The organism is Amycolatopsis sp. cmx-4-83, assembly GCF_046548815.1.
GTDB lineage: Bacteria > Actinomycetota > Actinomycetes > Mycobacteriales > Pseudonocardiaceae > Amycolatopsis > Amycolatopsis pretoriensis_A.
In genome coordinates this window covers 28,539-51,307 of the sequence record NZ_JAEBEF010000006.1, presented here as the reverse complement: position 1 = coordinate 51,307, position 22,769 = coordinate 28,539, and the positions used below count along the sequence as shown (strand labels likewise).

Sequence of the window (22,769 nt, the reverse complement as noted above, 5' to 3'; positions counted from 1 at the left end):
TTTCGTCGGACAGGACAAAAGATAGGTATCGGGCAAATCGCCTACGCAGTTTTCGCGGGCAGTAAGCCGGCCGGTGCGGTCGGTCACTGTGCGCGACTCGGGCGTACGAGTGGTTCCGCCGCCGGAGGGTCAGGGGGCGCGTACCGTTTCAAGAACGGACATGGCGCGCTCTCCTCCCCCTCGGGGCGCGCCCTGTCCGCCCCAGTGAGCAGGGGTGGCGCGACCGCTGCTTCCCGCACACAGCCGCAATCCGGCCTGCGCAGATGCCGCGCCGCGAAGCGCGGGCCACCCGCCGGACCCTCCGGCGCACGACAGCGGCTCGGGAGGCTCGCGGCGACAACCCGACTGCCGCCAGCCCTGGTCCGCGCGAAGGCCGCGCCGCGAAGCGCGGGACAGCCGCTACTGCGGGCGGCCCTCCCAATGCACCACACCCGGCGGCTCGACGAACTTCCGCAGGTGCTGCTCCTCGGTCCGCCCGTGCAGCGGGAACCGGAAGACCGACCCATCCGGCCACGTCAGCGTGTGCCGGCGGAAGTTCACCGCCGGCAGCTCCGGCTGCCGGGCCTCCCACACGATCCGCGGCGCCGGCGCGTCCGCCGGCTCGACGTACGTCGATCCCGTATCCACCAACGCCAGGCACGACGGCGAAAACGCCAGCCACGGCCCCCGCAACGACCGCAGCTGGTCGGCCAGGCCGAGAACCTGCGCGTCCGCCGGCCCGGTCACCCGCACGTCGCGCTGGAACACCCGGCCGGCCCCGCCGCCGTTGGCCAGCGAGAACACCGACACCACCGCGGTACCCACACCGCGCAGGACGCCGCGGAAGAACTGGCTCACCGGCTCCGAGCCCTCGACCGTCCCGTCCGGACGGCGGCCCGGTACCTCGAAGCCCACGTCGGGGTCGCCCAGGCGCAGCACGATCACCGGCTCGTGCCAGCGGTCGCGCACCAGGGCCTCCACGCGCTCGCGGAAGCCCGGGCGGACCTGGGCGTCGTCGGCCCACTGCTCGGCCCGGGCGTTGAGCGCGGCCGCGCGGTCGGTCAGATGTCGAGGTCCTTCCGGGTCTCCTCCGGAGTCCGGTCCCCGCCGATCTCGCTCTTGTCGAACCACGGTTCGTCCCCTTCGGGCGTCACGGCGTCCTTGCCTTCGGCGAACGCACCCTTCGCGGCCCCGATGCCGGCCTTCACACCCGCACCCGCGAGGAGCGGGCCGGCGCCGACCGAGGTGCCGAACATGGTCGTCAGCACGCGGTTGCTCGGCTGGAAGCCCTGGGCGACCGCGCCGAAACCGAACTTGGTCTCACCCGGCATCACGCCGACGCGCAGCTTGGTCGTGAACTTGACGACGTTCGTCGAGAACTTCGCCAGGAACTCGATGAAGGTGTCGAGCAGCTTGCCGAACTTGCCCAGGTACGAGGTGACCTTCTTGAGCACCGTCGCGGCCTTGGCGATCGACGCCGTCATGGCGGCGGCGACCGTGCCGCCGAAGCTGATCACCGACGCGGCCAGCGCCGGCAGCCACAGCGTGATCAGCCAGGACACCAGCTCGGTGATGATCCCCTTGATCACCTCTTCGATGACCACCATGACCATCGACCACATCTGCAGCACCTCGGCCACCGAGCCGGCGGCGGAGCCGATGCCGCGGATGCCCGAGGAGAAGTCGCCGAGCGCTTCCTTCGCGGCGTTGCCCGCTTCGTCGACCCACTCGGCCAGCGCGGTGTCGCCGGTCTTCTCGAAGTCGTCGGCCAGGGCGACGAAGCCCTGCGCGATCGTCACGAAGTTCTCGGACGCGTGCCCGATCGCCGGGCCGTCGCCGGTGACCTGGTGCAGCGCGTCCTGCAGCGGCTGGACGAGCTCGAGCAGCATGTTCAGGCCGTGGCTGACCAGCCAGCCGATCGGGTCCATCGCGAAGGTGACCATGTCGCCCGCGGCGGCACCGACGAACGCGGCCCCGTCGCCGACCAGCGCGCCGCCCGCGGAGGCCAGCTCGCTCGGGTTGTCGGCCTGGAACGCCTGCTGGGCGTGCGCGCCGATCGACTTGCCCGCCTTGTAGGCCGTGCCGGCCACCGGCACGTAACCGGCCGCGCGGTCGAGGTTCGCGCCCATGCTCTCGTCGTACGCCTCGACGTTCAGCGCGTCGGCGATGCTCTTCTTCGGCTCCGTCATTCGCCCTGGCCCCCGACCGCGTCGATTTCCGCCTCGTAGCGCCCGAAGGCGATCTTGCCGGCGTCTTCCATGCCCTGGTACATCTCCGCGGCCTTGGTCAGCTTCGTGGTGAAGCCGTCGACGCCGTCCTTCAGGTCGGTCAGCAGCGACCGCAGCTCGGTGAGGCGGTCGGTGTAGCCCTGCTTCGCGAACAGGCCGATCAGGCCCCAGGCCTCGTTCGTGACGTCGGCGGCGTCGATCTTGGCGCCGAACTTGTCCGCTTCACCCTCGTAGAAGGGCAATTGCCGGGCGTAGGCGTTGATCGCCCCGATGTTCGTCTGAATTCCGTCTGGCATCGCGGTTTCCCTAGGATCGGCGGAGGATGGGGCCCTGACCGAAGTCGTCGTCCTCGTCGGCGGCGGGCCGCCGGACGGGCCGCGACGGCTGCCGCGGCTGCGGTTCCGACGCGGGCTCGGGCGCCGCGGTTCCGAACGCCTCGGTCTGGGCTTCGCGAACCTGCGCGGAGACGTCCACGCCGAACGAGTCGCCGAAGGCGTCGTCGACGATCCCGGCCTGCTGCTGCACGGCCCCGGCGACCGCGCGCCGGATGGTGTTCATGATCGTGGCGGCGAGCTGCCCCGGCTCGACGCGCGTGGCCCCGGCGGTGAGCCGCAGGTCGGTGATGGCCCCGCCCGCCCCGGCGGTCACGGTGACGGTCCCGTCCGGCGACGTCACGGTGCTCTCCAGCCGAGCGACCCGTTCCTGCATGTCACCGACACCGGCGAACCGGGCCTCGGCCTGCCGCACCTTGCTGCGGAAGTTCTCGAACTGGGCGATCAGCTCGTCCATCTGGGCGGACATGTGTCTCCCTTGCGCATTACGGGGGCGTTGTCCGCATCATGACAGATTCGCCCGTCGCCCGATCCGCTTTCGGCGGATCCCGGCGTTCAGAAGTCGACGAGCTCGACGGACACCGCGCAGGTGTCCCCCACGTCGAGCCCCTCGGCTTCGCGGACGGCCCGCTTGACGGGCAGCACGTAGGCGCCGCGCGCGCTGTCCGGGAAGATCGACGTCCGCCACCCGGCCCCGCCGACGGTCACCCGGACGCGCACGGAACCGAACCCGCGCCGCGGACCCGCGGTGAGCTCGCGGATGTCTTCCGAAGCGTCGGCGGGCAGCGTCACGAAGACCCAGGTCTCGGTGCGCCGGGCGGACCACTCCCAGAGCTCGGCTTCGAAGACGACGTTCACGGCCGGGTCAGCGGCAGGGCGGCCGGTAGTGGTCGACGCGCAGGCCGCGGAACTCGAGCTCGTTCGGCGTCTTCCCGACGAACACCAGCCCGCGCGCCTCCGGCAGCGCCGAGGCGAACGAATACGGCGGGGTCCCCAGCTCGGGCAGCGACGTCCACCGATCGGGTGCGAACCCGAAGAACTTCGTGACCAGCCGCCCGTGGGTGGAGGGCACCAGCGTCAGCCACTTGTCGCCGCCGCTCCAGTGCGACGCCGGGCGCAGCTGGACGTACAGGTCGTCGCTCGCCCGGTAGGTCAGCCAGAACCCGGCCGAGTGCGAAAGGTCGGCCTGCGCTTCGAACTCGTTCGCCAGCCACAGCACGGCGACGTGCCACTCGGCGCCGACGAACGACACCTTCGCCGTGTAGCGGTGGTGGTCGCGGACCAGCAGGCTCCCGGTCGCCGGCACGGTGGCGCCTTCACCGCTGGCCAGCCACTGCTGGTACCGGTCGATCGACGGCGTCGCGCACTCGCGGCCCGCGGGCGCGGCACCGGCGGGCGGTGGGGCGAGCAAAGGGAAAACCAGCAGGGCAGCGATTGCCGAGAGCGTCCTGGCGAAGGGGAACCGACCGCGCATTCCCGGGAAACTAGCACAGGAAAGGACCCTTTCCCGCTGTTCACGACCGCCCGGCCGGGCGGCTGGGCCGGACGGCTAGGCTCGTCGTCGGCGAAAACGACCACCATCGCCGACGCCGAACGGCGGGCAAGTGCACCACGACGCGGGAGAACAACCCATGCTGGACCGAGCGGTCATCGACGCCCTCTTCCCTGCCGACCTGCCCGAACCGGGGCACTGGGAGGAGCGCTACCCCGCCCGGCAGCTGCCCGAGGGCGCGCTGGTCACGCGCTTCGGCCCGTCGCCGACCGGGTTCGTGCACATCGGCGGCATCTACACCGCCACCATCGACCAGGACGTCGCCCGCCGCAGCGGCGGCCGCTACCTCGTGCGGGTCGAGGACACCGACCAGTCCCGCGAGGTCGAAGGCGCGCTGGAGCAGTTCGAGCGCGGCTTCGCCTACTTCCACCTCGCCGCCGACGAGGATCTGGACCGCGGCGGCGCCTACGGGCCCTACCAGCAGTCCGCCCGCGAAGAGATCTACCTGACCTTCGTGCGCGACCTCCTCCGCCAGGGCAAGGCGTACCTCGACTTCGCCACCAAAGACGAGCTCGCCGCCATCACCCAGCGGCAGCAGGCCACCAAGCTCCCCACCGGCTACTACGGCAGCTGGGCCATCTGGCGCGACGCCGACCCGGCCGACGTCCAGGCCAAGCTCGACGCTGGCGACCCGTACGTCGTGCGGTTCCGCGTCCCCGAGGACGCCACTGCCGCCGGGGCCCGCGCCCGGTTCACCGACGCCATCCGCGGTCCGCTGGAAGCCGAGGCCAACCGCAACGACGTCGTCATCCTCAAGAGCTCCGACCAGAGCCCGCGGCTGCCGACCTACCACTTCGCGCACGCCGTCGACGACCACCTGATGCGGGTCAACCTGGTGATCCGCGGCGACGAGTGGATCTCGTCGGTGCCGGTGCACCAGCAGCTGTTCGCCGCGCTCGGCTTCGAGCCGATCACCTACGCGCACATCGCGCCGCTGATGAAGCAGGACGGCGGCAGCAAGCGCAAGCTGTCCAAGCGGAAGGACCCGGAGGCGTCCGTCGACTTCTACATCGAAGCCGGCTACCCCACCGAGGCCGTCCTCTACTACCTGCGCGGCCTGGCCAACGGCCGGCTCGCCGAGCTGCCGCTCGAGCAGGCTCTCACCGAGCCGATCAACCTCGCCGAGTGCGGGGTCGCCGGCCCGCTCGTCGACCTGGTCAAGCTCGACGACATCGCCGCCGACCACATCGCGACGCTCTCCGGCCCGGCGATCCTGGCGGCGGTCCGCACCTGGGCCGAGCGGTTCGACAAGGAGCTGCTGGCGGTCCTCGACGCCGAGCCGGAACTCGCGTTGCGGGCGCTCGCCGTCGAGCGCGACGGCGCCGAGAACCCGCGCAAGGACCTCAAGAAGTGGAGCGAATTCCGCGCCGTCTACGGGTTCTTCTTCCCGCAGCTGCACGCGGCGGTGACCGGGGCGGACGACGAGCGCATCGCCGCGCTCGGCGTCGACAGCGCGGTCGTGCAGGCCGTGGCGCGCGACTTCTCGGCCGATTACCGGCAGCTCGACGACGGCAGCGAGTGGTTCGACCAGATCCGCGCGGTCGCCGCCAAGCACGGTTTCGCCCGCAACGCCAAGGAGTTCAAGAAGAACCCGGAAGGGTTCCCGGGCTCGATCCGCGAAGCGTCGCAGATCATCCGCATCGCGCTGTCGGGCTCCACGCGCAGCCCGGACCTGCACGCGATCAGCCAGGCGCTGGGCCGCGACGAGGTCCTGGCGCGGATCGCCGCGCTGACCAAGTAGCGGCCGCTACCCGGCGAGGCGGGAACGGTCGTTCAGCACGGCCCAGACGACCTTCCCGCCCGACCAGGACCGGCTGCAGCCCCACGTGCGGGCCAGCTGCGCGACGAGCTTCAGCCCCATGCCGGGTTCGAACGGGGAGAGCCGTTCGAGCAGCACCGCCGGGCGCGTGTCCTGGTCGCCCACGGCCACCGTGCACACGCCCCGGCGCAGGTCGAGCCGCAGCCGCGGTTCCGAAGTGGTGTGCCGCAGCACGTTCTCGACGAGTTCGGTGGCGATGAACCGGGCGTCTTCGGCGAGCTCGGGCACGCCCCACGCGGCCAGCTCACCGCTGACGAAGTCGCGGACCAGCGCCGAGCTGCCGGCGGCGCGGGCGAAGGTGCGTTCGCTGCGCCGCCGCACCTGGTGGTCCGGCGCCGCCACCGCGGCGGCCAGGTCGGCGTCGGCCGCCACGACCGTGAACGGGATGCCGGGCCAGTCCCCGATCCGCCGGGCGACCAGCGAGAACACCCCGGTCAGCGACGCGTCGGCGATCGCCAGCGCGCGGATGTCGACCACCAGGCCCTCCGGCGCGTCCGTCGCGATCTCGAGCAGGCCGTCGCGCAACACCGGGTACGAAGCCGGGCCGAGTTCGCCCGTGACGGTGACCACGGTGGCCTCTTCGTGACTGCCGACGGCCAAGTGCACCGCGGAATACGTCATCGCCACCCCGTTGCTTCCCCGCTTCCCGCGGCTGTCGCCGCCACGGAGGGCGCGCACCTGGGTTTATACGTTAGCCGAGACACCACACCACGACGTGTAACCCCCATCGCGCGGACTAAACCCGCCCGGAACGCTCGGCGCCCGGAGTGTCCTCGGTGCCGGACTCCGGGCGGACGTGGCATGCTCGACGCGTGACCACCTGGATCGACGTGATCAACTTTGTGCGGACGCGGTACGAAGTCCTGGAAGAGTCGGACGGCTGGCTGCGGTTCCGGCTGCACGGCCCGAGCGACCGGACCCAGCAGGCGACGGTCCACCACCTGGCCGAACTCGACGGCGGCTCGTGGATCGAGATCTCCTCGCCGGTCGGCTGGGCCGACTCCGTCGACCTGCGGAAGCTCCTCGAGCTCGCCGGCGGTTCGGCGGTCGGCGGCGCGGCCGTGGTGGACGGCGTCGCCCTGCTCAAGCACACCGTCCCACTGGAGGACCTCAGCATCCAGGAGGAGTTCGAGCGGCCCCTCAAGGCCGTCGTCGCGCGCGCGGACGCCTTCGAGCACGAACTGACGGCGGCCGACGAGTTCTGACCGTCCACAAGGGACGCCCCGGCACCGCTCCCGTCCCCAGTGGACGGGACGCCGGTGCGCCCCACGGCGAGCGGTCGGGCATGCTTGTCCCCGGTGTCAGTGGGCCGAGGGGACGAGAGGGCGAGAAATGGGTGTTTCACCCGATTTGACCATTCCGGCGAAGGTCGACAGCCCGGTTCCGCCGAAGCCGCCGGCGTCCGGCGCCGCCCGGTGGCTGCTGGAGCACCGGGTCGCCCCGATCGGCCGCGCCGGCGCCGAGGACCAGGGCACCCCGCAGGCCTGGTGGAAGGTCATGTGCCTGACCGGCGTGGACTACTTCTCCACGCTCTCCTACCTGCCCGGCATCGCCGCGCTCGCCGCCGGGGCGCTCTCGCCGCTGGCCACGCTGCTCATCGTCGCGCTCACCCTGCTCGGGATGCTGCCGATGTACCGCCGGGTCGCCCGGGAAAGCCCGCACGGGCAGGGTTCGGTCGCGATGCTGGAGAACCTGCTGCCGTTCTGGCGCGGGAAGCTCTTCGTGCTCACGCTGCTCGGGTTCGTGGCGACGTCGTGGATCATCACGATCACGCTGTCCTCGGCCGACGCCACCGTGCACATGCTGGAAAACCCGTACCTGCCGGGCTTCCTGCACGGCCACGCCGTCCTCATCACCGTCGTGCTGCTGCTGATCCTCGGTGGGGTGTTCCTGCTCGGCTTCAGCGAGGCCGTCGGGGTCGCCATCCCGCTCGTCGCGGTGTTCCTGGTGCTCAACGCCGTGGTCACCGTCGCCGGGGTGATCGACCTGCTCGGCGACTCCGCGGCCCTGTCCCACTGGACCGACGCGCTGACCGCGGGTGGCGGCGGATTCGGCGGCATCGTCGGCCCGGCCGTGCTCGCCTTCCCGCTGCTCGTGCTCGGGCTGTCCGGCTTCGAGACCGGCGTCAGCATGATGCCGCTGGTCGCCGCGGACGGGAAGTCCGCCGAGGAGAAGCTGGAGTCGCGGATCCGCAACACGCGGAAGCTGCTCACCGTCGCCGCGCTCATCATGTCCGTGTTCCTCATCGCGACGAGCTTCGTCACCACCGTGCTGATCCCGGCCGACGCGTTCAAGGACGGCGGCGAGGCCAACGGCCGCGCGATGGCCTACCTCGCGCACCACGAACTGGGCGAGATCTTCGGGACCGCCTACGACATCAGCAGCGTCCTCATCCTGTGGTTCGCCGGCGCGTCGGCGATGGCCGGGCTGATCAACATCGTGCCGCGGTACCTGCCCGCCTACGGCATGGCGCCGGAGTGGGGCCGCGCCGTCCGGCCGGTCGTGCTCGTCTACACCGCGATCAGCATCCTCATCACCATCGCGTTCGGCGCCGACGTCAACGCCCAGGCCGGCGCCTACGCGACCGGCATCCTCGCGATGATGGTCTCGGGCGCGGTCGCGGTCAGCATCTCCGCGATCCGGCGCCGCCACCGCGGTGCCGCCACCGGCTTCGTCGTGCTGACGCTCGTGCTGCTCTACGCGCTCGTCGAGAACGTCATCGAGAAGCCGGACGGGATCGCGATCTCGGCGCTGTTCATCCTGGGGATCATCGTCGTCTCGCTGGTTTCGCGGGTCACGCGGACCACCGAGCTGCGCGCCGAGCACATCGAGTTCGACGACGAGGCGCGCCGGTTCATCGCCGACTCGCTGGCCCACGACGGCGCGCTGAACATCATCGCGAACAAGCGCCAGGGCGGTGACCACGCCGAGTACTCCGCCAAGGAGGCCGAACAGCGCGGCATGAACCCCGTGCCCGGGGCGGCCGACATCCTGTTCCTCGAGATCGACGTCGTGGACCCGTCGGAGTTCAGCAACGTGCTGCAGGTGCGGGGCGTCGACGTCGACGGCTACCGGATCCTCCGCGCCGCCAGCCCGGCGGCGCCGAACGCGATCGCCGCGATCCTGCTGACCCTGCGCGACGTCACCGGCGTCCGGCCCCGCTGCTACTTCGAGTGGTCCGAAGGAAACCCGCTGGGGCACCTGTTCCGCTACCTGCTCCTCGGCCGCGGCGACACCGCGCCGGTCGTCCGGGAGATCATCCGCAGCAGCGAGAAAGATCCCGACCGACGGCCCGGCATCCACGTCGGCGGCTGAGAGGAGATCCCGATGGGTTCGTTCGACGTGCCACTGGACGGCGAACGCGGCCAGCTCGAGGCCTTCCTGGAGGAACACCGAGGCGCCATGGAGGCTGCCCTCGACGGCCTCACCGAGGACCAGGCCCGCCGCCGGCTCGTCCCGTCGGCGACGACGCTGCTGGGACTGCTCAAGCACGTCACGTGGATGCAGCGCGTGTGGTTCGAGGAGTGCGTCGGCGGCAAGTCCCGCGGGGAGCTCGGCCTGGCCGCGAGTCCGGACGAGTCGTTCCGGCTCGCCGACGGCGACACCATCGCTTCGGTCACCGCGGCCCACCGGGAAGCCTGTGCCACGGCCCGGAAGGCGGTCGCGGACCTGTCACTCGACGCCGTCGTGACCGGTCACCGCACCGGACCGCGCACGGTGCGCTGGGTGTACCTGCAGGTGCTGCGGGAGCTGGCCCAGCACGGCGGGCACGCCGACATCCTGCGCGAGCAGATCCTCGCCGGCTGAGACGGCGCTTCGCGACGAGGGCGAGGTACCGTCGGCCGAGCGGTCGTGCCCCCGGGAACTCGCGTAGCTCAGCGGGCCGCGGGCGGCGGTCCCGCACGCCGGACCGGAGCGCGGGCCGGGGCCGGGGCCGGGGCGCGACCCGCCGGCGGACGCGGGCCCCGCGCCTGCTGCCGGACAGGGGGGCGACCGGGATCGCGGGCCGGCGGCCTCGCCTGGGCCTGGCGGACCGGGCGGCGCGCGGGTTCGGGCGGGGGCGGGCCCGGGCGGTTGGCCCACGAGTCGAACAGGAGGATCAGGCCCGCGAAGACCGCGCAGCCCAGTCCCAGCAGGACGTTGACCAGGGAACCGAGGATTCCGGCGACCAGCAGCACCGGCAGCACGGCCATCAGGCAGTACGGGTCGATCCGGCCGAACTTCCGGCGCGACCGCCCCTCGCGCGAGCTCATCGCGCCGCCCCCGGCTTCCTCCTCGACATTCTTGCAGTATGCAGCGTCGCGCCCGGCGGGGCCACCTCCCCGCGCAGGGCCGCCTCGACCTCGGCACCGGTGAGGCGTCGCGGGCCGACGTAGTAGAGCACCGAGCCCGGCGCCAGCTCCGCGTCCCAGGCCGGGTTGACCGCCAGGTCGGTGCCGGTGCGCACGGCCAGCACCGTCGCCCCGTACGTGCGCCCGAGCGCGAGGCGGCAGTGTTCGGCGGGGAGCCGGCCGAGGGACTCCGGCAGCGTGACGGAGAACGTGTCGGCGCCCCCGGCCGTCATCAGCTCGGCGTAGACCTCGGTGATGCCGGGGGACGTCAGCTCCTCGGTCACCATCCGCGGGGTGTGCCACTGGACGCAGCGGATCCGCGGGTCGACGTAGCGGACCAGCTCGGCGCGGTCGAGGTCCCGCAGCGTCACGACGACGTGCGCCGACGGCGTGGCGTGGTCCACCGTGACCGCGACCGCGAGCGCCGCGTTGTCGTCGGCCACGTCGACCAGGACCGCGGCGGCGCGGGCCACGCCCGCCCTGGCCAGCACGTCGGCCGCGGTCGGGTCGCCGCGGACGAACTGCACCGGCCGGTCCGGCATCGGGTGGACGCCGACCTCTTCCCCCGCGCACAGCACCAGCGCGGGCACCCCGTCGGCCAGCAGCTGGGCCACGATCCGCTCGGTCCGCCCGGCGGCGTACCCGATCAGCACCGTGTGGCCGCTCGCGCGCACCGCCTCCGTCCCCTGCATCCGCCGTCCCTTCGCCTGTTCCAGCACCGACGCGAGCTTGGTGAACACCGTCGTCAGGGTCGCGATCCCGCCCACGATCACGTAGGCGCCCACGAGGTGCCCGGCGAACGTTCCGGGCGAGAAGTCGCCGTACCCGACCGTGGTCGCGGTGACGACGAAGTACCACCAGTAGGTGCCGGGCCGGACCAGCTCGCTGCCCGCCGGCTCGGCCAGCGCCATCAGCGGCCAGCTGGTCGCGAACACGACGAGCACCACGGCGGCCGGCAGCAGCCAGCCCCGGCCCGGGTGCAGCACCCAGCGCGCGAACAGCCGCGAAAGGAAGAACGCCACCGGTCCTCCTCACTCAGCGCGACCGCGGTCCCGACACCCGATCACACGGTGCGACCAGGCACAACGGTCTTTACCCGACCGTGACGGCGGACAGAAACGGACAGAATCCCGCCGTTCCCGGGGAAAACCCGACCTTCCGTGGTGCACTGGCTCCGGGTCGGCGACCGATGCGAAGGGGTTACGCGCATGGCAAACGACGTCCGGCGGCGGTTCGGCGCGGCGGTCCTGGTGGTGGCGACGGCGAGCGGGGTGCTCACCGGCCCCGCGACCGCGGCTCCGGCGGCCCGCCCGGCACTCGAGTTCGCGAACCCCGGCAGCCAAGCGCTGTACGGCACCGCCTACGACGCGGCACTCGACAACCTGCTGCGCACCAACACGATCGGCTACGACCCGAAGTACGACAAGAGCGGCCTGCTCGACCCGGCCGTCGGCTTCGTCCGCGCGGGCGGCGGGTACGCGCAGCCGTGGACGCGCGACGCCTCGGTCAACAGCTGGAACGCGACGAGCCTGCTCGACCCCGCGCTCGCGCGGAACACCCTGTGGGCGGTGGTCGACAAGGACGCCGGCGGCGCCCTGCGCGTGCAGCAGGACGACCAGCAGTGGGACCAGGTCGTCTGGGCGACGGCCGCGTGGCACCACTTCCTCGTCACCGGCGACCGCGGGTTCCTCGAAAACGCCTACGCCACCACGAAGAACACGCTCGGCATCCGCGAAACCGCCACCACCGCGGGGTTCAACCGCACCTACGGGCTGTTCACCGGCGCGTCGTTCTTCAACGACGGCATCGCCGGCTACCCCGCGCCGCCCGCCGACGCCACCGAATCGGTCAGCACCGGCAGCATGCCGTGGCCCGGCGTCGCGAGCGGGATGTTCTTGAGCACCAACGAGGTCTACTACGCGGCCTACGTCAACGCCGCGAACATGGCCGGGCAGCTGGGCCGCCCCGCCGCGGAAGCCGCCGCGTACCGCACCAAGGCCACCGCGCTGAAGAACGCGATCAACCGGAACTTCTGGAACCCGAAGACCGGGCTCTACGACTACCAGCTCCTCGCCGACGGCACCCGCGGCGCGTACCAGGAGGGCACCGGGCTGGCGTTCGCGCTGATCTTCGGCGTCGCGAACCCCGCGCAGGCGCGCTCGATCGTCGCCAACGCCCGCGAAATGGCGTGGGGCATGCCCGACACCTACCCGAACTGGGCGCGCTACTCCGACGCGCAGCCGGGCCGGCACAACGCCATCGTCTGGCCGCTCGTCCAGGGCCTGTGGGCGAAAGCGCTCGCCGGGCAGGGCGACCAGAACGGCTTCGCCGCCGAGACCACGCGCCTGGCGAAGCTGGCCGGCGGCAACAGCGGCTTCTGGGAGATCTACCACGGCGGCACCGGGGTCGTCGACGGCGGCTACCAGCGGCTCGGCGACACCGTGAAGTTCCACTGGGGTTCCGAACCCGACCAGACCTGGTCGGCGACCGCTTTCCTCGATATGGTCCACAGTGGACTGTTCGGGCTGCGCTTCACCGCCGGCGGCCTGGCCTTCGCCCCGACCCTGCCCAGCGGCTGGGGTGACGTCACCCTGCGGCACCTGCGCTACCGCGCCGCGGACCTCACCGTCACCCTGCGCGGCGCCGGGACCGCGATCCGCTCGGTCACCCTCGACGGCAGGCCCGCCTCCGCCGAACTCCCGGCCACGCTCAGCGGCGCGCACACCGTCGAGATCACGTTGACCGGCGCACCCGCGGGCGACCGCGACGGCGACGGCGTCCCCGACGCCCAGGACCGCTGCGCCGACACCGCCGGAACCGTCGCGGGCTGCCCGGATCCGGCGCACCTGGAGGCCGAAGACGCGCACAACACCGGCGGGGTCAAGACGAACGTGAACCACACCGGCTACTCCGGGCGCGCGTTCGTCGACGGGCTCTGGGCCGAGGGCGCGGCGTCGACGTTCACGATCCACCGCGCCGGCACCGCACCCGCGACCGGCACGCTCGCCGTCCGGTACGCCAACGCCAACGGCGACGCCCGCACCGTGACGCTGTCGGTGGACGGCCGCCCGCTGCGGCAGCTGAGCTTCCCGAAGGTCTCCGACAGCTGGGACGACTGGGGCACGGCGACCTTCGCCGACATCCCGGTCACCGGCCCGGACCCGGTGCTCACCCTGTCCTACGCGGCCGGCGACACCGCCCGGATCAACCTCGACTGGCTCTCCTACCGCTGACCGCGAACACCATCCCGATGTCGGCGGCCTCCTGCACGGGGTCCTGCACCGCCTCGACGGTGAACCCGCGCGAGGTGAAGACGTCGCGGACGGTCTCGCGGTGCTCGCGCCAGCCTTCGACCTCGACGACCGCCTGCCGCACCAGCGGCCAGTGCCGGTCTTCGAGGCCGCGCAGGACGTCGAGCTCGGCACCTTCGACGTCGACCTTGAGCAGGTCGACGCGCTCGATGCCGTGCTCGTCGAGCACCGCCGAGAGCGGCCGGACCCGGACGCGGTGGGTTTCGAGCTCCCGCATGACGCGCAGCTTGCGGCCGACGACACCGCGCAGGACGGGGGCGGGGATGCGGCGCAGCCCGCCGCCGAGCCCGCCCCGCCGGATCATTTCGACGACGCTGGCGGTGACCCGGCGGCGCTCGACCTCGATGTTGCCCGCGTCGCGCAGCGACGACGAAAAGATGGTGGCGGCCGGGAAGTAGCTGAAGTCGAGCTCGGCTTCGACGGCGGCGAGACCGTAGGGCAACGCGGTCAGCCGGTCCGCGAAGAACTCGCTGGCGTTGCGCTCCAGGGTCGCGAACAGCGGCGGGAGCGGTTCGAAGGCGAAGATCCGCGCGTCCCCGCCGAGGCGTTCGAAGACGGCGGCGGAGAAGACGCCGACGTTGGCGCCGACGTCGAGCACGGTCGCGCCGGGGGAAAGGCCGATGCCGTTGGCGAAGTAGGCGCCCACCTCCTCGCGCAGGAAGGCCACCTCCCACGCGTTGATGCTGTGGAGGTCGATCGCGTCCATGGGCACGGCGAAGGAATATCAGCATCGGCCGCGGCGGTCCACCCCCGGAAGGCGCTTTCCGGGGTCCGCATGGACGGCCGGGGATCCGGGTAACCGCCGATCATGACCGAAGCCGAGCACCAGCCCATCAGCCCCGACGTCCCGCGCCCGCCGGGCACCCCGGACGTCGACCTCGACATCGAAATCCCCCCGGCCGAGCGCGAGAAGCCGGAAGGACAGGACGTCGACGAGGACGCGGGCGAGGTCGAACCGCCCTCGTGAGCTAGCCGGCCGGCCAGGGGCGGGCCGCGGTCAGCAGGCCGATCATGCCCGCGACCAGGCGCAGCTGCTCCACGGTCCGGATGTCGGCCTCGACCAGCCGCGGCGAGCAGACCAGGATCGCGAGAGCCTGCGCCCGCGAGAGAGCGACGTTGAGCCGGTTGCGGGACAACAGGAAGTCGAGCCCGCGGGGCAGGTCGACCGCCGACGACGACGTCATCGTCGTGATCACCACCGGCGCTTCCTGCCCCTGGAACCGGTCGACCGTGCCCACCCGCACCCCGGGGAACCCGGCTTCCTCCAGCGCACGGGTCACCGTGCGCGCCTGCAGGTTGTAGGGCGCGACCACGACGATGTCGGCGTCGCCGAGGGGCCGGGTCGTGCCGTGGTCGGTCCACGCGCGGCCGTGCAGGTCCGCGACGATCGCGGTGACGACCGCGGCTTCCTCGACCGACCGGGTCGTGTTGCCGGTGTGGTCGGTCTCGGCCACGTACAACCCCGCCTCGACGCCCTCGAGCGACCGGTCGGCCGCCGTCGGGTGGGCGTGGAGGCGGCCCGCGTAGGACAGGTCCGACACCGGCGCGCACACGGCCGGGTGCATCCGCCGCGTCTCGTCGAGGAAGTAGCCCAGCTCGGGCGGCATGATGTCGGCCTCGCCGATGAGGTGGCCCAGCGCCGAGGCCTCCGCGCCCGCCGGGTGCGTGCCCTGCACCACCTGCGGCAGCTGCTGCGGATCGCCCAGCAGCAGGACGTTCCTGGCGCACACGGACACCGCGAGCGCGTCGGCGAGGGCGAACTGGCCCGCCTCGTCGATGATCAGGTAGTCGAACGGTTCTTCGCGGATCGCGGCGTTGGCGAAGGTCCACGCCGTCCCGCCGACCAGGTGGCCGGTGTCGTGCTCCTCGCGCCACTTGACCAGCGCCGGGTTGCTCTTCGGCTGGTCCCACGGCGCCGCCGGGTCCGGCGTCCGCTTCGCGCGCTTGGCGCACGGCAGGTCCGGCGCGCTCTTCTTCGCCGCGCTCAGCACGTTTTCCACGGCCTTGTGGCTGTTCGAGGTGACCGCGACGGTCCGGCCGGCCCGCACGAGCCGGGCGATCAGCCGGCCGGCGAGGTAGGTCTTGCCCGCACCCGGCGGCCCCTGGACGGCGAGCGTCGAGCCGTCCAGCTCTTCGGCGGCCTCGATCACCGTGGCGACCAGGTCGTCCCCCGGCGCGGGCAGCGCCTCGCCGAAGCGCAGGCGGGGCGGGGTCCGGCGGAGCAGGTCGATCCCGGGGTGCCGCGGCAGCGCCGGGAGCGCGTCGACGGTCAGGCGGGCCAGCTCGGCGACGGCTTCGTCTTTGGGCGAGGGCCGCACCGGGCTGCCGGGCAGGACCGCGGTCGGCCGGTCGTTCGTGGTGGCGTCCGGCGGGCTGCTCTCCTCCACCGTCAGCTCGACCGCCGACGCCGCGACGACCTTCGCGTCGCGGGCGGTGTCGCCGTAGCGCAGCCGCACCTCGTCACCGGGCGCGAACGGGTGCGGCCGGTCGGGGTCGCACGCGAGCTGCAGTGTCCGCTTCGCCGTGCGCACCCGCCCGGCCGGGGGCACCCACTCCCCCGCTTCCAGCGCCACCGGGACGGCGCAGGCGGTGTCGACTTCGAGGTCGCCGAGCGGCGCGGCCAGCTGGCGGAAGTACTCCCACCAGGCCGGGTTGGTCTCGCGGCGGTGATAGCCGACCGACGCCGCCAGCAGCGCGCGGGCGCGGTCGTCCGCGGTGAAGCCGGCGGGGTCGTCCGGCAGCCCGTCGAGCAGCGGGTCGACCAGCGCGGCCAGCGCCGCGGCCCGTTCGGCACGCCGCTCGGCGGCGACGTCTTCCTCGGCCGCGCGCAGCAAAGCGTCCTCGGCGGACTCCTCGGCCGGTTCGGGCGTGTCGATCCCGGCTTCGGCGCGGACGCGGTGCAGGAAACCGAACAGCCGCAGGGCGGAGACGCAGTCGTCCTCGGTGTCCTCGGCGATCCGGCGCAGCACCTCTTCCGCGCGTTCCGGCTCGCCGGACCGGTCGAACGCCAGGTACTCCTCGTACTCGTCGACGTCGGACACGGCGGTCTTGCCGCGGGCGCCGGGCTGGTAGAGCGGCTCGAGGTGGCGGATCGAGTACGACCGCTGCGACACGCGCAGCGCCTTGCGCACGACGGCGTGCAGGTCCACGACCGCGCCGCTGCGCAGCAGGTGGTCGACGGTCTCCTCGCGGGTGCCGTGCACGGCCGCGAGCCGCTTGATCGCGGTCACCTCGTAGGGCGCGTAGTGGTAGACGTGCGAACCGGGGTGCTCGGCGACGCGCGCGGCGGCGAAGTCGACGAACTCCTCGAAGGCCTGCTTCTCCTGGGCCCGGCTGTGCGCCCAGAACGCCGTGAACTGCCGCTCGTCCGCCTCGGTGACCGCGCCGAAGAGGTACTCCAGCCCTTCGCCGGCGAGGGCGTGCGGGTCACCGGCGAGGTCGGCGAAGACGTCGCCGGGCGCGGGTGCCGGCAGGGCGGCCAGCGCGTCGGGGTCGACGACCTCGTAGGCGATTTCGCCGGTGGTGTCCTGCCGGACCTGGAGCGCGGCCTGGGCACGCAGGGCCTCGAACGCCGTCACGGACAGGTCCCGCGGCCGGTCACCCGGCCCGGCGGCGGCGAGCGCGTCGATCGAGCCCAGGCCGGCGGCGGTCAGCTTGCGCCGCTGGTCACCGCGCATCCCGGCGACGAGCGAGAGGTCCCGGTCGGCCTCCCGGGCCGACGAGCAGTGCCGGGCGAACGCGCAGCCGGCGCAGGCCGGGCGTTCGTCAGCCCACACGGGGACGGGCACCCGCGGGGCGCGATCGCGCAGGCGGGCCCGCAGCCGGGCGACGAGGGGCCGGAAGTCTTCGACGCGCAGCGTGCGGGTGGTGCCGTCGCTCAGCCCGAGGTGCAGGAGCGGCCCGGCGGCCTCGCCGAGGGCGTCGGCACAGGCGGTGAGCCGCACGACGGCGCCGGGCGTCGGGTGCCGGACCGGCTGGGCGTCGAAGACCTCGTAGCGGCCTTCGGCGTTCTTGACGAGAGCGTCGACCTGGCCCGTGAAGTCGCCGTCCCGGAGGACAGCCCGGGGAATCTCGGGCGCCCCGGCCCGGATGGCCGCTTCGGTCGCTTCGGCTTCCGCGGCCTCGGGACGCCGGCCGGGCACCGCGGTGTCGGCGGGGCGCGGCGCACCCGGCAGCCCGGCGGCCCAGGCCTGGTGGAGGAGGCTGCGGTGCTCACATTCGAGCAGGTCGGCAAGATCGGCTGGGGTGACCATCGCGGGGAAGTCTGACACGACGGCCGGGTGAGGCTGCCCGACACGCCCCGCGGCCGGTCTTGAATGAGTCGTTCAGGACCTCGGAAGACCTGAACGACTCATTCAGGACGGCTGCGGAGTGGGTCGGCGAGGCGGTCATCGGGTTGGGTTCGGCGGCGGAGTGGGTCGGCGGGGCTGGTCAACGGGGTAGCTTGGCGGCGCGGGGCGGCGACCCGGCCAACCGGGTGAGCCGGCGGGGCGACCTCAGCCTGGGCCAGCGACCCGGATCGGCAGCGCGGGCCGCCAGCGCCGCCGGGCCGCCGGGCCGAGCCAGCGGGGCAAGCATCAACCCGGGCCAGCCACCAGGTCAGCAACGCGAGCAGCCAACGCCGCCGGGCCAGCGAGGCAGGCATCAACCCGGGTCAGCAACCCAGATCAGCAACGCGGGCAGCCAACGCCGCCGGGCCAACGAGGCAGGCATCAACCCGGGCCAGCAACCCAGAACAGCAACGCGAGCAGCCAACGCCGCCGGGCCAACGAGGCAGGCATCAACCCAGGTCAGCAACCCAGGTCGGCAGCGCGGGTCGGCCAGCTGGGTCCGCAGCGCAGGTCGACAGCAGGGGCCCGCGACCCAACCCCGGCGGTGCGGATCAGGGGGGTCCAGCCGGCAGCGCGGGTCGGCTGGATGGGTCAGCAACGCGGGCCGGCGGCGCGGGCCAGCGCCCCAGGTCGGCAGCGCGGGTCTGCCGCAAGGCCAGCGACCCGGCGGGTGCGGGATAGTGGCCCAGCCGGCAGCGCGGGTCTGCCGCAAGGCCAGCGACCCGGCGGGTGCGGGATAGTGACCCAGCCGGCAGCGCGGGTCGGCGGCGCGGGCGGGCGCCCAGGTCGGCAACGCGGGTCGGCGGCGCGGGCGGGCGCCCAGGTCGGCAGCGCGGATCGGCAGCGAGGGGCCAGCGGCCCAGGCCAGCAACTCGGTTCGGCGCGGGTCAACGACCCAGGCCGGCGACCCGACCCGGCGGTGCGGGTCAGCGGCCCGGGTCGCCCAGCAGGCGGTCCAGCTCCACTGCCGCCTCCTCGTGGCCGGCGTCGCTCACCCGCTGCAGCTCCAGCAGGTCGCCCGCGGCCACCGCGCGGCGGGTGAGGAGGCGGCCGGCGTGGGTGCTGCCTTCGTCGAGCAGCTCGCTCAGCGCCGCGATGTCGTCGCGCGCGTCGGCCAGGTCGGCCAGGCGGTCGAGGGCGCGCTCGTTGCCCTCGTCGGCCAGGGCGCGCAGGGTGGCCGGATCCACGTTCGTCATGGCGGTCAGTCTGCAACCCTGCCCCTGGGGCGGGGTCAAGCGCGGCATGATGGTCAGGTGATCACCATCGGCAGGCTGGCCCGCTACGCCGGCGTCTCGGTCAAGACGGTCCGCGTCTACCACGCGAAAGGCCTGCTCCCGGAGCCGGAACGGGACGCATCCGGGTACCGGCGCTACACCGCCGCGCACGCGATCGACCTGCTCAAGATCCGCACCCTCGCCGAAGCCGGTGTGCCGCTGGCGCGCATCAAGGACCTCGGCGACGCGACGCCCGAGCAGGTCCGCGAAGCGCTCCACGACGTCGACCGCGAGCTGACCGCGCACATCCGCCGTCTCCGCGAGACGCAGCGTCGCCTCCGCCGGCTCGGGTCCGGGCCGGTGCACGGGCTGCCGCCCGAAGTCGCGCGGCACCTCGAGCACCTGCCGGAGCTGGGCTTTTCCGCGCGCTGGGTCGCCATGGAGACGGACCTGTGGATCCTGGTGTACGCGACGCACCCGGAGCAGGCCGCGGAGTCCTTCCGCGACCAGGCCCAGGCCCTGACCGACCCCGAGCTGAGGCAGCTCTACCTGGACTACGACCGCGCCCACGACCTGCCTCCGGCGGACCCGGCGATCGACGCCCTCGCCGGCCGGATCGTGACGGCCACCCGGCAGCGCTACGGCCCCGGTCCCCTGCCCGGCCTGGACGCGCCCTCGGCGGTCCCGGCCTTGATCCAGAGCGCGGTCAACGCCGGGTCACCGGCGTGGCGACGCCTCGACGGCCTGCTCCGCGCCCAGCTGATCCCCGGGAGGTAGCCGTGCCGCATCGAGGTCGCGTTCCCGGCGCCACCGGGCCCGTGCTCGGCCGCGCGCTCAAGGTGCTCGAAGCCTTCACCCCCGACCACCCCGCGCTGCGGCTGAGCGAGGTCGCCCGCCGCGCCGGGCTGCCCGCGGCCACCGCGCACCGGCTGCTGCGGGAGTTCTGCTCTTGGGGCGCGCTCGAACGCGACGACACCGGCGTCTACCGGGTCGGGTTGCGGTTGTGGGAACTGGGCTCGCTCGCCCCGCGCGGCCTCGGCCTGCGCGAGCGCGCCCTCCCGTTCCTGGAAGACCTTTCGCAGATCACCCGCGAGAACGTCCAGCTCGCCGTCCGCGAAGGCACCGAGGTCGTCTTCATCGAGCGCATCGCCGGCTCGGGCGCGGTTCCCGTGCTGACCCGCGTCGGCGGACGGTTCGCGCTGACCGCCACCGGGGTCGGGCTCGTCCTGCTCGCCCACGCGCCCGCCGAGGTGCAGGAAGACGTCCTCAGCCGCCCGATCGAGCGGTACACGCCGGACACCGTCACCGATCCCGATCGGCTGCGGCACCTGCTCGCCGACGTCCGCACCCACGGGTTTTCCATCAGCGAGCGGCAGGTGACCCTCGACAGCCTGTCAGTCGGCGCGCCGATCCACGGCGCCCGCGGCCAGGTCGTGGCGGCGGTGTCGCTCGTCGTGCGGCACGGCAGTGCGTCGCCGCACGCGCTGGCTCCGCTGGTCCGGACGAGCGCCCGGGCGATCTCCCGCGCGCTCGGCTGAGCTTTCCGTCTTATGGAAGAGCCCTTCGCGGCGAGGGGCCCGCCCGCCCAGGCTGGGGGCCCCGCCACGAGAGGACGAACTCCGATGAGCGCCATTCCCCGTGACCAGTGGTACGTCGCCGCCTACGGCTCCGAAATCGGCGCGGAACTGTTCAGCCGCACCATCTGCGGCGAACCGGTCCTGTTCTGGCGGACCCGCGACGGGAGCGTGACGGCCGTGGCCGACCGGTGCGTCCACCGGCGGTTCCCCTTGTCCCAGGCGCCTTCCCGGCTCGTCGACGACCAGGTCGTCTGCGGCTACCACGGCTTCACCTACGGCGCGGACGGCAAGTGCGTGGCCGTGCCGGGCCAGGCGCGGGTGCCGCGGACCGCGCGGCTGCCGCGGTACCCCGTCGTGGAGCAGGACTCCTTCGTCTGGGTCTTCATCGGCGATCCCGCCAACGCCGACGCCGCGCGGATCCCGCGCGCGCCCTACCTCGGCTCCCCCGGCTACACCACGGTCTCGGGGATGGAACCGTTGCGGGCGCGGTATTCGCTGCTCGTCGACAACCTGCTGGACCTCTCGCACGAGACCTACCTGCACGGCGGCTACATCGGCACACCGGAGGTCGCCGCCACGCCGATCACGACGGAGGTCGACGAGGAGAACGCCGTCGTCTACGTCTCGCGGCACATGGCCGACGCCGAATGCCCGCCGTTCTACGCCAAGTCGACCGGCCTGCAGGGCCGCATCTCGCGCTGGCAGGACATCGAGTACACCCCGCCCTGCCTGTACAAGCTGCACAGCCGCATCGCGCCGGTCGGGTCCGTGCCGCGCCCGGACGGCAGCGACCCGGACGCCTTCCACGTCGAGGTCGTCTACGCCATCACCCCCGAGACCGAGCACTCCACGCACGACTTCTGGGCCGTCGCCAGGGACTTCGCGCTCGACGACGAAGGCGTGTCGGCGTTCCTGGCCGAGAACAACCGCACGGTGGTGCTGCAGGACGTCGAAGCACTCGACGTCCTCGAGCGGGTCATCGCCACGGAACCCGATGGCTACCAGGAACTTTCGGTCAACATCGACACCGGTGGCCTGGCGGCGCGCCGGATGCTGCAGCGGCTGGTCTCGCCGTGAACCGGGTCCTCTGGGTCCCCGGCACCGACTGGCTGCACGCGATCTGCCACTGCGGCGCCGAACGCGACTTCGACGACCCGGTCGAGCTCTGGGACTGGCTCCTCGCCCACCCCGAAGGACACCGATGAACCTGGTCGTGGAAACCAAGGAAACCGTGGCCGACGACGTCGTCCGCCTGACGGTGCGCGCGCCGGACGGCGGGCCGCTGCCGTCGTGGGAACCCGGCGCGCACGTCGACCTCGAGCTGCCCGGCGGCGTGCGGCAGTACTCCCTGTGCGGCCGCCCCGAAGACACCTCGGCGTACCAGGTCGCGGTGCTGCGGGAGCCCGCCGGCCGCGGCGGCTCGGCGTACGTGCACGACGAGCTGGCGCCCGGGCACCGGGTGCGGGTGTCGGAGCCGCGCAACCACTTCCCGCTGGTGCCCGCCGAGCGGTACCTGTTCGTCGCGGGCGGCATCGGCATCACGCCGATCCTGCCGATGCTCGAACGGGCCGGCGACTGGCAGCTCGTGTACGGCGGCCGGACGCGCTCGTCGATGGCCTTCACCGACGAGCTGGCCCGCTACGGCGACCGCGTGACGATCCGGCCGCAGGACGAGGACGGCCTGCTCGACCTCGCCGGGCTGCCGGTCGAGCCGGGCACGGCGGTGTACTGCTGCGGCCCCGCGCCGCTTCTGACGGCGGTGGAACGGCTCGGCCTCGAAAACCTGCACGTCGAGCGCTTCACCGCAGAGCCGGACGACGGCCCGCGCACGGCGTTCGAAGTCGAGCTCGCCGGCTCGGGGCGGGTGCTGGCGGTGCCCGCGGACCGGTCGATCCTCGACGTGGTCGAGGAAGCCGGGGTCACGGTGCTGTCCTCGTGCCGCGAAGGCACGTGCGGCACCTGCGAAACCGGCGTGCTCGGCGGGACACCGGAGCACCGCGACGCCGTGCTGACCGACGCCGAGCGGGAAGAGAGCGAGGTGATGATGCTCTGCGTGTCCCGCGCGCGCTCACCCCGCCTGGTGCTCGACCTCTGA

23 protein-coding genes are annotated in these 22,769 nt (G+C 72.8%); 11 read left to right on the top strand and 12 right to left on the bottom strand.

Translation table 11 applies throughout. The features are described from left to right. Positions 1 to 399: 399 nt before the first annotated feature. The 6 genes from ACLJQM_RS19175 to ACLJQM_RS19150 all read right to left on the bottom strand — a co-directional run bounded on the left by ACLJQM_RS19175 (position 400) and on the right by ACLJQM_RS19150 (position 4,013). Positions 400 to 1,110, bottom strand: a complete 711-nt coding sequence (locus tag ACLJQM_RS19175) for a hypothetical protein (protein WP_410632221.1) — start codon at positions 1,108 to 1,110, stop codon at positions 400 to 402. Beyond that, positions 1,041 to 2,168, bottom strand: a complete 1,128-nt coding sequence (locus ACLJQM_RS19170) for a hypothetical protein (RefSeq protein ID WP_247023843.1) — start codon at positions 2,166 to 2,168, stop codon at positions 1,041 to 1,043. The genes ACLJQM_RS19175 and ACLJQM_RS19170 overlap by 70 nt, the downstream gene beginning before the upstream one ends. Continuing rightward, a complete protein-coding gene (locus ACLJQM_RS19165; RefSeq protein WP_247023844.1) occupies positions 2,165 to 2,503 on the bottom strand; it encodes a hypothetical protein in 339 nt (112 codons plus the stop codon). Before ACLJQM_RS19165 ends, ACLJQM_RS19170 begins: the two co-directional genes overlap by 4 nt. Positions 2,504 to 2,513: 10 nt before the next feature. Continuing rightward, positions 2,514 to 3,008, bottom strand: coding sequence for a YbaB/EbfC family nucleoid-associated protein (locus tag ACLJQM_RS19160; protein ID WP_247023845.1), 495 nt, complete (start codon positions 3,006 to 3,008; stop codon positions 2,514 to 2,516). Positions 3,009 to 3,094: 86 nt separating this feature from the next. Then, positions 3,095 to 3,397 (bottom strand): DUF1905 domain-containing protein, encoded by a 303-nt coding sequence (locus tag ACLJQM_RS19155; protein ID WP_410632220.1) that lies wholly within the window; start codon positions 3,395 to 3,397, stop codon positions 3,095 to 3,097. Between the two features lie 7 nt (positions 3,398 to 3,404). Then, on the bottom strand, positions 3,405 to 4,013 hold the full coding sequence (locus ACLJQM_RS19150) for a hypothetical protein (protein WP_360780421.1): 609 nt from the start codon (positions 4,011 to 4,013) through the stop codon (positions 3,405 to 3,407). 157 nt (positions 4,014 to 4,170) lie between these two features. Between ACLJQM_RS19150 and ACLJQM_RS19145 the strand changes: the two genes are divergently transcribed. Continuing rightward, on the top strand, positions 4,171 to 5,832 hold the full coding sequence (locus tag ACLJQM_RS19145) for a glutamate--tRNA ligase (RefSeq protein ID WP_410632219.1): 1,662 nt from the start codon (positions 4,171 to 4,173) through the stop codon (positions 5,830 to 5,832). A gap of 6 nt (positions 5,833 to 5,838) precedes the next feature. Here ACLJQM_RS19145 and ACLJQM_RS19140 read toward each other — a convergent pair whose 3' ends face one another. Beyond that, positions 5,839 to 6,531, bottom strand: coding sequence for an ATP-binding protein (locus ACLJQM_RS19140; protein WP_410632218.1), 693 nt, complete (start codon positions 6,529 to 6,531; stop codon positions 5,839 to 5,841). 191 nt (positions 6,532 to 6,722) lie between these two features. Here ACLJQM_RS19140 and ACLJQM_RS19135 point away from each other — a divergent pair, with 191 nt between their 5' ends. The 3 genes from ACLJQM_RS19135 (at position 6,723) to ACLJQM_RS19125 (ending at position 9,717) form a co-directional block, all read left to right on the top strand. Then, positions 6,723 to 7,115: a hypothetical protein gene (locus ACLJQM_RS19135; protein WP_247023850.1), complete on the top strand. Its 393-nt coding sequence runs from the start codon at positions 6,723 to 6,725 to the stop codon at positions 7,113 to 7,115. Positions 7,116 to 7,242: 127 nt separating this feature from the next. Further along, positions 7,243 to 9,225, top strand: a complete 1,983-nt coding sequence (locus ACLJQM_RS19130; RefSeq protein ID WP_410632217.1) for an amino acid transporter — start codon at positions 7,243 to 7,245, stop codon at positions 9,223 to 9,225. 12 nt (positions 9,226 to 9,237) lie between these two features. Then, positions 9,238 to 9,717 (top strand): DinB family protein, encoded by a 480-nt coding sequence (locus ACLJQM_RS19125; RefSeq protein WP_360780416.1) that lies wholly within the window; start codon positions 9,238 to 9,240, stop codon positions 9,715 to 9,717. A 68-nt stretch (positions 9,718 to 9,785) separates the two neighbouring features. Here ACLJQM_RS19125 and ACLJQM_RS19120 read toward each other — a convergent pair whose 3' ends face one another. Together ACLJQM_RS19120 and ACLJQM_RS19115 are read right to left on the bottom strand one after the other, a co-directional pair. Next, a complete protein-coding gene (locus ACLJQM_RS19120) occupies positions 9,786 to 10,163 on the bottom strand; it encodes a hypothetical protein (protein WP_410632216.1) in 378 nt (125 codons plus the stop codon). Continuing rightward, a complete protein-coding gene (locus ACLJQM_RS19115) occupies positions 10,160 to 11,263 on the bottom strand; it encodes an ion channel (protein WP_410632215.1) in 1,104 nt (367 codons plus the stop codon). The genes ACLJQM_RS19120 and ACLJQM_RS19115 overlap by 4 nt, the downstream gene beginning before the upstream one ends. A gap of 186 nt (positions 11,264 to 11,449) precedes the next feature. Here ACLJQM_RS19115 and ACLJQM_RS19110 point away from each other — a divergent pair, with 186 nt between their 5' ends. Then, entirely contained in the window at positions 11,450 to 13,474 is a 2,025-nt protein-coding gene (locus ACLJQM_RS19110; RefSeq protein WP_410632214.1) for an MGH1-like glycoside hydrolase domain-containing protein, read from the top strand. Here ACLJQM_RS19110 and ACLJQM_RS19105 read toward each other — a convergent pair. After that, positions 13,446 to 14,258: an FkbM family methyltransferase gene (locus tag ACLJQM_RS19105; protein WP_410632213.1), complete on the bottom strand. Its 813-nt coding sequence runs from the start codon at positions 14,256 to 14,258 to the stop codon at positions 13,446 to 13,448. The two genes, ACLJQM_RS19110 and ACLJQM_RS19105, sit on opposite strands and share 29 nt — an antisense overlap. 102 nt (positions 14,259 to 14,360) lie before the next feature. On the opposite strand from ACLJQM_RS19105, the gene ACLJQM_RS19100 reads away from it, so the two are divergent. Next, positions 14,361 to 14,519: a hypothetical protein gene (locus ACLJQM_RS19100; RefSeq protein WP_247023856.1), complete on the top strand. Its 159-nt coding sequence runs from the start codon at positions 14,361 to 14,363 to the stop codon at positions 14,517 to 14,519. Position 14,520: 1 nt separating this feature from the next. Here the strand turns inward: ACLJQM_RS19100 and ACLJQM_RS19095 are convergent, their stop codons facing one another. Then, positions 14,521 to 17,805 (bottom strand): TM0106 family RecB-like putative nuclease, encoded by a 3,285-nt coding sequence (locus ACLJQM_RS19095; protein WP_410632212.1) that lies wholly within the window; start codon positions 17,803 to 17,805, stop codon positions 14,521 to 14,523. A 1,004-nt stretch (positions 17,806 to 18,809) separates the two neighbouring features. Next, positions 18,810 to 19,079 (bottom strand): hypothetical protein, encoded by a 270-nt coding sequence (locus ACLJQM_RS19090; protein WP_410632211.1) that lies wholly within the window; start codon positions 19,077 to 19,079, stop codon positions 18,810 to 18,812. 57 nt (positions 19,080 to 19,136) lie between these two features. Here ACLJQM_RS19090 and ACLJQM_RS19085 point away from each other — a divergent pair, with 57 nt between their 5' ends. From ACLJQM_RS19085 to ACLJQM_RS19065, 5 genes are all read left to right on the top strand, one after another. Beyond that, positions 19,137 to 19,874 (top strand): MerR family transcriptional regulator, encoded by a 738-nt coding sequence (locus ACLJQM_RS19085; RefSeq protein ID WP_410632210.1) that lies wholly within the window; start codon positions 19,137 to 19,139, stop codon positions 19,872 to 19,874. A 41-nt stretch (positions 19,875 to 19,915) separates the two neighbouring features. Beyond that, complete coding sequence (locus ACLJQM_RS19080; RefSeq protein ID WP_410632548.1) at positions 19,916 to 20,635, top strand: IclR family transcriptional regulator; 720 nt, start codon at positions 19,916 to 19,918, stop codon at positions 20,633 to 20,635. A gap of 84 nt (positions 20,636 to 20,719) precedes the next feature. After that, positions 20,720 to 21,751, top strand: a complete 1,032-nt coding sequence (locus ACLJQM_RS19075) for a Rieske 2Fe-2S domain-containing protein (RefSeq protein WP_410632209.1) — start codon at positions 20,720 to 20,722, stop codon at positions 21,749 to 21,751. Beyond that, complete coding sequence (locus tag ACLJQM_RS19070; RefSeq protein ID WP_281506302.1) at positions 21,748 to 21,879, top strand: hypothetical protein; 132 nt, start codon at positions 21,748 to 21,750, stop codon at positions 21,877 to 21,879. Before ACLJQM_RS19075 ends, ACLJQM_RS19070 begins: the two co-directional genes overlap by 4 nt. Continuing rightward, positions 21,876 to 22,769 carry a PDR/VanB family oxidoreductase gene (locus ACLJQM_RS19065; RefSeq protein WP_410632208.1) on the top strand — a complete coding sequence of 298 codons (894 nt, stop codon included), beginning with the start codon at positions 21,876 to 21,878 and terminating at the stop codon, positions 22,767 to 22,769. The genes ACLJQM_RS19070 and ACLJQM_RS19065 overlap by 4 nt, the downstream gene beginning before the upstream one ends.

Bases quoted from the DNA above. Each gene is read 5' to 3' on its own strand.
- ACLJQM_RS19090 (WP_410632211.1), bottom strand. From the start codon at position 19,079: ATGACGAACGTGGATCCGGCCACCCTGCGCGCCCTGGCCGACGAGGGC.
- ACLJQM_RS19160 (WP_247023845.1), bottom strand. From the start codon at position 3,008: ATGTCCGCCCAGATGGACGAGCTGATCGCCCAGTTCGAGAACTTCCGC.
- ACLJQM_RS19130 (WP_410632217.1), top strand. From the start codon at position 7,243: ATGGGTGTTTCACCCGATTTGACCATTCCGGCGAAGGTCGACAGCCCG.
- ACLJQM_RS19075 (WP_410632209.1), top strand. From the start codon at position 20,720: ATGAGCGCCATTCCCCGTGACCAGTGGTACGTCGCCGCCTACGGCTCC.
- ACLJQM_RS19145 (WP_410632219.1), top strand. From the start codon at position 4,171: ATGCTGGACCGAGCGGTCATCGACGCCCTCTTCCCTGCCGACCTGCCC.
- ACLJQM_RS19065 (WP_410632208.1), top strand. From the start codon at position 21,876: ATGAACCTGGTCGTGGAAACCAAGGAAACCGTGGCCGACGACGTCGTC.
- ACLJQM_RS19125 (WP_360780416.1), top strand. From the start codon at position 9,238: ATGGGTTCGTTCGACGTGCCACTGGACGGCGAACGCGGCCAGCTCGAG.
- ACLJQM_RS19105 (WP_410632213.1), bottom strand. From the start codon at position 14,258: ATGGACGCGATCGACCTCCACAGCATCAACGCGTGGGAGGTGGCCTTC.
- ACLJQM_RS19110 (WP_410632214.1), top strand. From the start codon at position 11,450: ATGGCAAACGACGTCCGGCGGCGGTTCGGCGCGGCGGTCCTGGTGGTG.
- ACLJQM_RS19140 (WP_410632218.1), bottom strand. From the start codon at position 6,531: ATGACGTATTCCGCGGTGCACTTGGCCGTCGGCAGTCACGAAGAGGCC.
- ACLJQM_RS19095 (WP_410632212.1), bottom strand. From the start codon at position 17,805: ATGGTCACCCCAGCCGATCTTGCCGACCTGCTCGAATGTGAGCACCGC.
- ACLJQM_RS19150 (WP_360780421.1), bottom strand. From the start codon at position 4,013: ATGCGCGGTCGGTTCCCCTTCGCCAGGACGCTCTCGGCAATCGCTGCC.
- ACLJQM_RS19170 (WP_247023843.1), bottom strand. From the start codon at position 2,168: ATGACGGAGCCGAAGAAGAGCATCGCCGACGCGCTGAACGTCGAGGCG.
- ACLJQM_RS19165 (WP_247023844.1), bottom strand. From the start codon at position 2,503: ATGCCAGACGGAATTCAGACGAACATCGGGGCGATCAACGCCTACGCC.
- ACLJQM_RS19100 (WP_247023856.1), top strand. From the start codon at position 14,361: ATGACCGAAGCCGAGCACCAGCCCATCAGCCCCGACGTCCCGCGCCCG.
- ACLJQM_RS19120 (WP_410632216.1), bottom strand. From the start codon at position 10,163: ATGAGCTCGCGCGAGGGGCGGTCGCGCCGGAAGTTCGGCCGGATCGAC.